We start from the raw sequence: 11,230 nt of genomic DNA, 5'->3' as shown, positions 1-11,230 counted from the left end.
CAATAATTACTTGTCCAACTTTTTGGGGTCAGATCAACTTCAGGGTTATTTGCTACTTTTTTGCTGCTCTTTTTAATAAATCAGTGGTGCCGTGTGGCAAAATCAACAAAACGGAATTTCTCCAGCTTGTGTCTGCTTTCGGTGAATTGAAATTGGCGCTTGTCCGCCAGATAGACCTTGGATTTGACGGACACAACATGGTGTTCAGGACCAATATCTAGCAAGAGCTTATCGCGGTCTGTCAGCTGGTCAATGGTGATTTCTTTTTGCGCATAAGCAATGTTGAGGTGCAGTTGCTTTTCCAAATAAGCGTAAATAGACACCTCAGCAATCTCTCGTGTCATGTCAGGCACGAGAGATTTGTCTAAATAATCGATATCAAGCACCGAAGCAACCTCGTCAACCACACGTTGGCGAATGACCCGCCAAACCAAGTGATTTTTTTGAAACCCTGTGAGAGCAGCCAGTGTGTCATCGACAATCAGTTTATCAATACTGATAACATTGGTTTTAGAAGTGATGTGATGGGCATCCACCAATTCTTTGTAGCTGGTTAGTTTGGACACTGGAAAGTCAATGGGATCATTTTTGACCACTTGGGAGCCTGATCCATGGATTTTCTTGATAAGTCCAGCTTCAGCCAATAGCCCCAAAGCCTTACGAATGGTGTCGCGGCTTACTTGGTAGGTTTTGGTCAACTCATTTTCAGTGGGAAGGTAGTCCCCAGCTTGATAGACCCCAGCGTTAATATCATGTTCGAGTTTTTTAAAAATATATTCGTATTTTTTCATGTGCTCTTTAGGAAAAACTCCTCAGTTTTATAGATTTGTTTTTAAAATACCATACAACTTATCTTTTTTCAAGGGATTTTTAGGTTTTTTTGAAGCAAACAACTTGCATACAACACCGAAAACGATTACAATAACCTTGTAAATAAAGCTAGCGACTATTTATAGACTAACGAAGGAGTCGGTTTTACCGAGGAGATATGGGAAAATTTGAAAAAGAAGCTCGCGAGATGCTAGAAGCAATCGGCGGGAAGCATAATATTGCGGCAGTGACACATTGTGCTACTCGGATGCGTTTTGTTTTAAATGATGACAGCAAGGCAGATGTCAAGCGTTTAGAAGCTATCCCTGCTGTTAAGGGAACCTTTACCAATGCAGGTCAATTTCAAGCGATTATTGGAAATGACGTTCCTATTTTTTATAATGATTTTACAGCGATTTCTGGTATTGAAGGTGTTTCAAAAGAAGCGGCTAAATCAGCAGCGCAACGCAATCAAAATTGGCTTCAGTGTGCCTTGGCCATGATGGCAGAGATTTTCACGCCAATTATTCCAGCGATTATCGTTGGTGGTTTGATTTTAGGTTTTCGAAATATTCTAGAAGGGGTGCAGTGGTCAGCCCTAAATGGCAAAACCATTGTTGAAGTCTCTCAATTTTGGTCAGGTGTGAATGCTTTCTTGTGGTTACCAGGTGAGGCTATCTTCCACTATTTACCAGTGGGGATTGTATGGTCGGTCACACGGAAAATGGGAACCAGTCAAATTTTAGGGATTATCCTTGGAATTTGTTTGATTTCACCAAATCAATTGCTAAATGCGTACAGTGTGGCTAGTACCTCAGCGGCAGATATTGCCGCTAACTGGACTTGGGATTTTGGTTTTTTCACCGTTCGTATGATTGGTTATCAAGCTCAAGTCATTCCAGCGCTTTTGGCAGGTTTGGCTCTGGCTTATCTAGAACGTTTCTGGCGCAGACACATTCCAGAAGTGGTTTCTATGATTTTTGTGCCTTTTCTATCTTTGATTCCAGCTTTGATTTTGGCGCATACAGTACTTGGGCCAGTTGGTTGGACTATCGGTAAAGGCATTTCAGCTGTTGTGCTTGCTGGTTTGACAGGTCCTGTGAAATGGCTCTTTGGAGCAATTTTTTGTGCTCTTTATGCCCCACTCGTTATCACAGGCTTGCACCACATGACCAACGCTATCGATACCCAATTGATTGCGGATGCTGGTGGCACAGGGCTTTGGCCAATGATTGCCTTATCAAATATTGCACAGGGTTCAGCAGTTTTGGCTTTTTATGTGATGAATCGTCATGACGAACGTGAGGCGCAGATTTCCTTATCAGCAGCTATTTCAGCTTATCTTGGTGTTACGGAGCCAGCTCTTTTTGGGGTCAGCTTGAAATACATTTATCCATTTGTGGCGGGTATGATTGGTTCAGGTATTGCAGGACTATTTTGTACAAGCTTTAACATTACAGCCAACGCCATTGGTATTGGTGGACTTCCAGGGATTTTATCTATTCAAGCCAAATACATGAGCTTATTTGCCATCAATATGGTTATTGCCGTCGTGGTACCGTTTGTCTTGAGCTTGGTATTCCGAAAAATAGGTTTCTTGACCAAGACAGAAGATGATTTGAAAGCCAGCGAACAATCGCAAGTTCAAGCCGTTATTGAAGCGAAAAAAGATGCTGAAGCACCTGCTGGAACAGTTGTTACAGTAAAAAGCCCACTTTCAGGAGTGGCAAAACCCTTGAGCGAATCACCAGACCCTGTCTTCTCTCAAGGTGTCATGGGGCAAGGTATCGTGATTGAACCTGACAAAGGGGAATTGGTTGCCCCAATTGACGGTGTAGTGTCTGTTTTATTCCCAAGCAAACACGCGGTGGGGCTGATTTCAGACGAAGGCATAGAATTGTTGATGCATATTGGGATGGATACGGTTAGCCTTGATGGTAAAGGGTTTACGGCAGAAGTGAAACAAGGTGACCGAGTGTCGGCAGGTGATGTCTTAATTCGTTTTGACATTCAAACGATTCAAGAAGCAGGTTACCCTGTTACAACGCCTGTCATTGTAACCAATCAAAACGATTTCCAAACAGACGTGACAAGAGCATTACCATGTGATATTGCGCATGGGGAAACGATTTTCACAGCAAGTAAATTGTGATAAAGGAGCAAAAAGTGGTATTTGATAAGAAAAAAGTCGTTTATCAGATTTATCCAAAATCATATAAGGACACGACAGGCAATGGTGTCGGCGATTTGCGCGGGATTATAAGCAAATTGCCTTATTTAGAAGAATTGGGTGTTGATGTCATTTGGCTCAACCCTTTCTATCCAAGCCCTCAGCGTGACAATGGATATGATATTTCAGATTACACCGCGGTCAATCCCTTGTTTGGTAGCATGGCTGATTTTGAAGATTTGGTTCAAAAAGGCAAGGCACACGGTATTGATATTATGCTAGATATGGTGTTGAATCATTGTTCGACGGAGCATGAGTGGTTTCAAAAAGCTTTGGCGGGAGATCGCTATTACCAAGATTTCTTTATCTTGCGGGATCAGCCGACCAACTGGGCCTCTAAATTCGGCGGCAATGCCTGGGCGCCTTTTGGGGACACGGGCAAATATTACCTGCATTTGTTTGATGTGACCCAAGCAGATTTGAATTGGCGCAACCCTCATGTGCGCAAAGAGTTGTTTAAGGTGGTAAATTTTTGGCGTGACAAAGGCGTGACATGTTTCCGCTTTGATGTCATTAACTTGATTGGTAAAGACGAGGTGCTAAAAGACAATGACCAATTTGACGGCAAACCTGAATACACTGACCGTCCGATTGCGCACGACTACCTAAAAATGCTCAATCAAGCCACTTTTGGACAAGATTCAGATAGCATGACAGTTGGCGAAATGAGTTTCACGGATATTCCAAACTGCATTCAATACAGCAATCCAAACAGTCATGAATTGGACATGGTTTTCAATTTCCACCACCTCAAAGTGGATTACGACCAAGGGCAAAAATGGACCTTGAAGCCCTTTGATTTTGCAGAACTCAAAACCTTGTTCCATACTTGGGGTGAAGAGATGAGTGAGGGTGGCGGCTGGTCAGCCCTGTTTTGGAACAATCATGACCAACCACGCGCGTTGAACCGTTTTGTGGACGTCGAGCATTTCCGCAATGAAGGAGCAACTATGCTTGCCGCATCGATTCATTTATCTCGCGGGACGCCTTACATCTACATGGGCGAAGAAATTGGTATGTTGGACCCTGATTATGAGAGCATGGCTAACTACGTCGATGTAGAGAGTATCAATGCTTATCAAGCCTTGCGCTCGGCAGGTAAGACAGAATCCCAAGCCTTTGCCATTGTTCAAGCGAAATCACGGGACAATAGCCGTATCCCGATGCAGTGGAATGACGAGGAAAACGCTGGTTTTTCAACTGGTCAACCTTGGTTACAAGTCGGAAAAACCTACCGTGACATCAATGTTGCCAAAGAAAAAAGTGGACCGATTTTTACCTTCTACCAAGAATTGATTGCGCTCAGAAAAATACTGCCAATCATTGCTGAGGGTAGCTATCAGTCCGCTTACCAAGATAATCCTTACATCTACGCTTTTGAACGTCAGTACGGCAAGCAACGTCTATTAGTTTGCAATAACTTCTTTGCTAAAACGGTTAAAGTGCCCTTGCCAAAAGCTTACCAAGAAGGGCGCGTGTTGCTAAGCAATTACCCTGAAGAGGCTTTATCAGACACGATCACGCTAAAACCCTATCAAACCTTGGCCATTTTGGTGGACTAGAAGGTTATTAGTTCAAAATCATTTTCAACGTTTTTGGCAAATGCTGGTTATTAGGCAATTTAATAAAGCGCTTGGGGGCTTGGGTTAGGTAATTGTTTTCGAGATAATCCACCTGTTTGGTAAATTTCAGCTCGCCCAAATGCTTGTTTTGAGGCAATTCAATAACCAAATGTTGCAATGAACTGCTAAAATGCAGGATATTTGGAAAACGTGCCAAAAGCTCCGTTGACTTGTTCTCTTGTTCTTGAAAGACTTTGCTGAGATAGGTGAGGTTTTTGTCAAACATGCCATTGTCCAAGTACAAAGACAGCGCCTTTTGCATAATAAGGTTGGTGTCGTAGTCCATTAGTTTTTTGAGTTTTAAAAAAGACGGCATGAGTTCTGGCGGTAGCACCAGGGTGCCAAGACGCAGCGCTGGGAAAATAGTCGCTGAAAAAGATTTTAAATAAATAACGTGCCCCGAAGTATCATAGTAATGCAGAGGCAAATCAGTGGATTTGGTGAAATCGCCCATGTAATCATCTTCAATGATGTAAACATTGTAGCGTTTAGCCAAGTCCACGATTTTTTGTTTTTCGCTGGTCGTGTAGGACAAGCCCAAAGGATTTGAAAAACGCGAAATGGTGTAGAAACATTTAATGGGCTGCGTTTTAAATAGATGTTCCAATCGAGCTAAATCAATACCATTAAAATCACGGTCAATGGTCTGGTAGGGGAGATTTTGCGAGGCGACCAAGTCAATCATACGGTGATAGGTCGGCTGCTCCAAAAGGATGACACCTTGCTCATTAGGAAATGGGACTTGAGATAAAATGTAGAGAGCTTGTTGGGTACCTGAAGTGACCAAGATGTCGCTTTCTTTGGCGTAAATATTTCCTTTTTCCAAATACTGTTTGAGTGAGCGAATGAGGGCTTTTAGTCCTTGCTGCTGAGCGTAGTAGTCAAAGAGGTAATTTTGCCCCTTTACCAAGGTTTCCGTCAAACAAGCAGTAAAATCTTCGTAGGCAATGTTATTGTAGTCGCTCAGACTGAGATTGAGGCGGTCCTCATGCTGACTCTTACCCTCCAGCACATAATAGCCACTTTTATTTACGGCATAAATGTAGTGTTTGAATTTTAATTCTAATAAGGCTCGTTGCACGGTGTCCTTGCTGCATTGGTAGCTTTGGCTGATGGCACGAATCGAAGGGAGTTTATCCCCTTTTTTTAAGGCACCAGATTCGATTTGAGTAATGATGTCAGCCATAATGTCTTGGTATTTACTGGTCATGTTTTGTCCCCATACAGTTTTTGATTGTTTCTATTGTATAATAAACTGAATTTTCTTACAATAATATCATCACTTGAACCTCTCTAAGTTTTGGAGAAGGGATGAAAAGGTTTTATCACATGACACACATTACCAAATCACTCATCGTGGCGAATGATATTGTCGGTTTAGGCAAAGTTGCTTTATCAGCAGCACTCCCCATTTTGTCAGCCTGCCAAATCGAAGTCATTCCCTTGCCAACCGTTCTTTTGTCCTCGCATACGGGTGGCTTTGAGAACATTAGCATCACCGATTTAACCGATGCGACAGCAGGCTTTCTCAGCCAATGGCGTCAGCTTCCCTTTCAAGCAGACGGGTTAATGACAGGCTACGTCAAGTCACCAGAACAGTTGCAACAAATAGCTGATTTTGCTTCTCAAAAAGGTTTAGTGCGTTTTGTAGACCCTATTATGGCGGATAATGGATGGTTGTATGCTGGGTATGAGCAGAGTTTTGTGGCAGCCATGCGTGCTTTTTGCCAAGAGGCTGATATCATCACGCCCAATCTCACGGAAGCTTGCTTGTTAGCTGATGTGCCTTATCTTGGTGATGCTTATGACCAAGAGGCTATCGAGCACTTATTGACGCAACTAACTCCCTTGAACAATAAGCATATTATTTTGACAGGAGTGTCTTTTGAGGCCGGAAGCATCGGTTTGGCTCATTGGGATAGGGAAAAGGCGAGTGTTTCGTATCATTTTGTCAAAGCCTACCCGCAGAATTTCTTTGGGACGGGTGATGTTTTAAGTGCTATCTTAGCCGCTGGGTATTTTCATGGTTTATCTTTGGATGCTGTTGCCACATTAGCACTTGATATCATTGATAAGATTTTGTCACTGACCTTAGAGCTAGAGCGTGATATCAAATGGGGGCTGTGCTATGAGCCTTATTTGGGCGATTTAGCGAGTCGTTTGATGGTTTTAAAGGAGGAAAAGGAATGAAACATCTCACCACACGTCAACTTGTCGAACTCAGTCTTTATGCTGCCTTAATCTTTGTCAGCGTTCAATGTTTGCGTATCCCTATGGGTGCCCAATTCGTTCATTTTGGAAATGCCTTAGTCGTTGTCGCCGTTTTGCTTTATGGGTCACGCTTAGGCGCCTTGGTAGCTGCCGTTGGGCTTGGCTTGTTTGATGTTCTCAATGGCTACGCTGCAGAAGTCTGGATTACCATTTTAGAATCTTTGATTGTCTGTGCCGTTCTTCACTTGGTTTTTGAAGGACTAATGCAATCCAAAGACACCACGCGCAATGTGATTGTCGTTGGTGTCGTAGCTGCTTTGACTAAAATCATCAGCAACCTCATCAAATACACCCTTATCAACAGTCTGGTTGGCGGACTCAATCTCCAAGTTGCTTTCTTGACAGCTGTGGTTAAAATCGGTGGCACTATTGGTTCGGCTTTGGTTACCATCATCGCTGTTCCGATTCTCTATCCTTTGCTAAAACAAGTCTTTGCTCGCCAACACACGCAAACTCGTACAGTTTCAAATTAATAACATAAGCCCTCGAAACGAGGGCTTTTCCTATGCGGTTTTAAGAAGAAGTCATTGATTTCAGATTTAAAGTCATGCTATAATTGAAAAGATTCGTTTGACGAAACCCATGTCAAATGAAAAAATAATGAAAGTTTACGAGTAATGAGTATTTTAGAAGTTAAACATTTAAGCCATGGTTTTGGCGAGCGTACCATTTTTGAGGACGTGTCTTTTCGTCTGTTGAAAGGAGAGCATATTGGACTGGTTGGTGCCAATGGTGAGGGGAAATCTACCTTTATGAGCATCGTCACTGGGCACTTGCAACCTGATGAAGGCAAGGTCGAATGGTCAAAATACGTGACAGCTGGTTATTTGGACCAACACACGGTTCTTGAAGCAGGTATGACAGTGCGTGACGTGTTGCGAACAGCTTTTGATGAACTGTTTAAAACCGAAGAACGCATCAATGCCATTTACCTGTCTATGGCAGACGAGGGAGCAGATGTGGATGCCCTCATGGAAGAAGTTGGAGAATTGCAAGACCGCCTAGAATCCCGTGATTTTTACACCTTAGACGCGAAAATTGACGAGGTGGCGCGTGCCCTTGGTGTTATGGATTTTGGCATGGAGTCAGACGTGACAGAACTCTCAGGTGGTCAACGGACCAAGGTCCTCTTGGCTAAACTTTTGCTTGAAAAACCTGATATTTTACTTTTGGACGAGCCGACCAACTACCTTGATGCCGAGCATATCGAGTGGTTGAAACGTTACTTGCAAAATTATGAAAATGCCTTTGTCTTGATTTCACACGATATTCCATTTTTAAATGACGTGATTAATATCGTTTACCATGTGGAAAATCATGATTTGGTACGTTACACGGGTGATTATGACAATTTCCAAGCGGTTTATGCCATGAAAAAAGCTCAGTTGGAAGCAGCTTATGAGCGCCAACAAAAGGAAATTGCTGATTTGCAAGATTTTGTCAACCGCAACAAAGCGCGTGTGGCCACTCGAAACATGGCCATGTCCCGTCAGAAAAAATTGGACAAAATGGAGCGCATCGAATTGCAGGCTGAAAAGCCAAAACCATCTTTTGAATTCAAAGAATCACGGACGCCAAGCCGTTTTATTTTCCAAACGCATGATTTAGAGATTGGTTACGACCGTCCTTTGACTAAGCCGCTCAATTTGACCTTTGAACGCAATCAAAAAGTGGCTATCATCGGAGCAAACGGTATCGGAAAAACCACCCTACTTAAGAGCCTCTTGGGTATTATTCCGCCGCTTTCAGGCAGTGTGGAACGTGGGGATTACATCGAATTAGGCTATTTCGAGCAAGAAGTCGCCTCAGGCAATCGCCAAACCCCACTTGAAGCCGTGTGGGAAGCTTTTCCAGCGCTCAACCAAGCTGAAGTGCGTGCAGCCCTTGCTCGCTGTGGATTAACGTCAAAACACATTGAAAGCCAAATCCAAGTTTTGTCAGGTGGGGAACAAGCCAAAGTGCGTTTTTGTCTCTTGATGAACCGTGAAAATAATGTGCTTGTTCTGGACGAGCCAACTAACCACTTAGATGTTGATGCCAAGGACGAACTCAAACGCGCCTTACAAGCCTATAAAGGCAGCATTTTGATGGTGTGTCACGAGCCTGATTTTTATGAAGGTTGGACAGAAGTTTGGGATTTCAACGAACTCATGTAAGCAAAAAAGAGAGTTTAGCACTCTCTTTTTTAAACTCTTGTTATCATTTGGTGTTCGCAACGTTCTACAAGAAGGGCAAAACACTCATCGTCTGATTTGTCTTTGTAAATACCAGCCCTAGTGACAAAGGCGAATTTTTCAGAAGCTAATGCATCCTTGGCAAGGGTTGAAAAATACTGCTAAAATTATAATCATAGCACAAGAACCGGGGATTCATGCTCAAGAGTTAGGTATATTATTCAATGATTTAAGCGGCGATAACCTTCGTGAATGGTTAGGTATTGATAGAGAATGTTTTTATGATTCTGGATATTTCGCAGTGGTCCCAATGGATTATTATTTTCCTGGAAAAGGTAAAACGGGGGACTTACCTCCAAGAAAAGGATTTGCAGAAAAATGGCATAAGAAAACATTAGATCTCATGCCAAATAAACAATTAATACTTTTGATTGGTGCCTATGCTCAATGATATTACTTAAAACAAAGATCGACGGAAACATTAACCAATACTGTAAAAAATTTCGATAGATATCTACCTGAATTTTTCCCCCTTGTGCACCCCCTTCGCCACGTAATAATATTTGGCAGTCCAAAAATCCTTGGTTTCTAGATCAGGTTATTCCTGTTTTGCAGGAACGTGTTAAAGCAATTCTTAAATAAAGATTCGGAAATATACAGAAGATTTTTTTATAGTCAAAATTTTTAGAACTGACACTATCGTAACTGAATAGAATTATAAAAATATAATTCTATGATTAATATCATTAAATCAATTGAAGATAGTTAGATGTATTTGAAACAATCTAGACATTCTAGTATTTTTAAAACTTGATATAAATCAATTATTATATTTCTATGCTCGGTTATACTGGATATAATAAAGGAGGTAGAAATCATGCAAAAATGGTTATCACGTTATCGGAATTGGTTGACAGCAATAACTGGTGTTCTTATTATACTTGCTTTTTCATCCAAATGGGTTTTTAGTAGTGAGCAGGGCTCAGCTTATCTACTGTTTGTAGCTTCATTAGTAGGCGGTTTACCAATTTTTATTCAAGCCTATCAAGCTCTTAGAGTTAAGGTAATTAGCATAGATCTCTTAGTAACTCTTGCTATTTTAGGGGCATTCGTTATTAAAGAGTTTGAAGAATCAGCTATTGTAGCTTTTCTCTTCCTATTTGGTGCATACTTAGAACAAAGAACATTAGCCAAGACACGTTCTGCGATTAAGAATCTCGTGGAGATGGTACCAGAGACTACTTTTCGTAAACTACATAATGGTGACTTTGAAGAGGTATCAGTTGAAGAGGTTAATGAAGAAGATATTCTTTTAGTAAAAACTGGTGGAAAGATCCCAGTTGACGGTGAAGTGATATTTGGCTCTGGTACTGCAAATGAAGCAAGTATTACGGGCGAATCTATTCCAGTCTCTAAAGGTTTAAGAGATAAAGTTTTTGCTGGTACCATTCTCGAAAATGGCACTATACAAATACGTGCTGAGAAGATTGGGGAAGATACAACTTTTGGGAAAATTATTGAATTAGTAGAAGAAGCACAGGACAGCAAGTCAAAAGCTGAGAGATTTATTGACCAATTTTCAAGATACTATACTCCTTCAGTTTTAGTGTTAGCGATTATTGTTTGGCTTATTAGCAACAATATTGAGTTAGCCGTTACTATTTTGGTTCTTGGATGTCCTGGTGCACTGGTTATTGGCGTACCAGTTTCAAATGTGTCAGGGATTGGAAATGGCGCAAGACATGGTATTTTATTTAAGGGTAGTGATGTCATTACAAACTTTAGTAAAGTTGATACAATGTTATTTGATAAAACAGGAACATTAACTTATGGTAACCCTCAGGTTGCACAGACAATCTATTATAGCAGTGATAGGAGTCTTGCTGAGAGCTTACTGGCTAGTGTTGAGAGAGAATCAGATCATCCGCTCGCGAAAGCAATTGTGAACCATTACTCAGATTCTGTAGTAGAGGTCATTGACTCAACAGAGGTCGTTCAAGGTGGGGGAGTTGTTGCTCGTATTCAAAATCACCAAGTCCTCGTTGGGAACTCTTATTTGATGAATCAATATAATATTCCTTTCACTAACCGGATGAAGAGCGACATAGCAGGGATGGAAGCAG

8 protein-coding genes and 1 pseudogene are annotated in these 11,230 nt (G+C 41.7%); 7 read left to right on the top strand and 2 right to left on the bottom strand.

The features are described from left to right. Positions 1 to 80 precede the first annotated feature (80 nt). Entirely contained in the window at positions 81 to 791 is a 711-nt protein-coding gene (gene treR, locus B3R79_RS03235; RefSeq protein WP_293693725.1) for a trehalose operon repressor, read from the bottom strand. Between the two features lie 197 nt (positions 792 to 988). Here treR and treP point away from each other — a divergent pair, with 197 nt between their 5' ends. Both treP and treC read left to right on the top strand, forming a co-directional pair. Continuing rightward, positions 989 to 2,962, top strand: coding sequence for a PTS system trehalose-specific EIIBC component (gene treP, locus B3R79_RS03230; RefSeq protein ID WP_293693723.1), 1,974 nt, complete (start codon positions 989 to 991; stop codon positions 2,960 to 2,962). A 14-nt stretch (positions 2,963 to 2,976) separates the two neighbouring features. After that, entirely contained in the window at positions 2,977 to 4,602 is a 1,626-nt protein-coding gene (gene treC, locus B3R79_RS03225) for an alpha,alpha-phosphotrehalase (protein WP_168260823.1), read from the top strand. Positions 4,603 to 4,609: 7 nt separating this feature from the next. Here treC and B3R79_RS03220 read toward each other — a convergent pair whose 3' ends face one another. After that, on the bottom strand, positions 4,610 to 5,872 hold the full coding sequence (locus tag B3R79_RS03220; RefSeq protein WP_293693721.1) for a PLP-dependent aminotransferase family protein: 1,263 nt from the start codon (positions 5,870 to 5,872) through the stop codon (positions 4,610 to 4,612). Positions 5,873 to 5,991: 119 nt separating this feature from the next. On the opposite strand from B3R79_RS03220, the gene B3R79_RS03215 reads away from it, so the two are divergent. The 5 genes and pseudogenes from B3R79_RS03215 to B3R79_RS03195 all read left to right on the top strand — a co-directional run. Next, on the top strand, positions 5,992 to 6,852 hold the full coding sequence (locus B3R79_RS03215) for a pyridoxamine kinase (RefSeq protein WP_293693727.1): 861 nt from the start codon (positions 5,992 to 5,994) through the stop codon (positions 6,850 to 6,852). Continuing rightward, positions 6,849 to 7,406: an ECF transporter S component gene (locus B3R79_RS03210; protein WP_168260821.1), complete on the top strand. Its 558-nt coding sequence runs from the start codon at positions 6,849 to 6,851 to the stop codon at positions 7,404 to 7,406. The genes B3R79_RS03215 and B3R79_RS03210 overlap by 4 nt, the downstream gene beginning before the upstream one ends. Before the next feature lie 144 nt (positions 7,407 to 7,550). Beyond that, the gene (locus B3R79_RS03205; RefSeq protein WP_293693718.1) at positions 7,551 to 9,089 is read left to right on the top strand and encodes an ABC-F family ATP-binding cassette domain-containing protein; all 1,539 of its coding nucleotides are present in this window, start codon (positions 7,551 to 7,553) and stop codon (positions 9,087 to 9,089) included. 148 nt (positions 9,090 to 9,237) lie between these two features. After that, positions 9,238 to 9,749 (top strand): annotated as a pseudogene (locus B3R79_RS03200) (uracil-DNA glycosylase family protein). 235 nt (positions 9,750 to 9,984) lie between these two features. Further along, positions 9,985 to 11,230: HAD-IC family P-type ATPase (locus B3R79_RS03195; RefSeq protein WP_293693716.1), on the top strand; the 1,246-nt coding region annotated here is incomplete at its 3' end.

Source organism: Streptococcus sp. UBA3373 (assembly GCF_002360305.1).
In the GTDB taxonomy this organism is placed as follows: Bacteria; Bacillota; Bacilli; order Lactobacillales; family Streptococcaceae; genus Streptococcus; species Streptococcus alactolyticus.
This window is presented reverse-complemented; position numbering and strand designations above follow the sequence as displayed.

What these genes read in the sequence shown, in the direction of transcription:
- B3R79_RS03220 (WP_293693721.1), bottom strand. Translation starts at nt 5,872, where the DNA reads ATGACCAGTAAATACCAAGACATTATGGCTGACATCATTACTCAAATC.
- B3R79_RS03215 (WP_293693727.1), top strand. Translation starts at nt 5,992, where the DNA reads ATGACACACATTACCAAATCACTCATCGTGGCGAATGATATTGTCGGT.
- B3R79_RS03210 (WP_168260821.1), top strand. Translation starts at nt 6,849, where the DNA reads ATGAAACATCTCACCACACGTCAACTTGTCGAACTCAGTCTTTATGCT.
- B3R79_RS03205 (WP_293693718.1), top strand. Translation starts at nt 7,551, where the DNA reads ATGAGTATTTTAGAAGTTAAACATTTAAGCCATGGTTTTGGCGAGCGT.
- treR (WP_293693725.1), bottom strand. Translation starts at nt 791, where the DNA reads ATGAAAAAATACGAATATATTTTTAAAAAACTCGAACATGATATTAAC.
- treP (WP_293693723.1), top strand. Translation starts at nt 989, where the DNA reads ATGGGAAAATTTGAAAAAGAAGCTCGCGAGATGCTAGAAGCAATCGGC.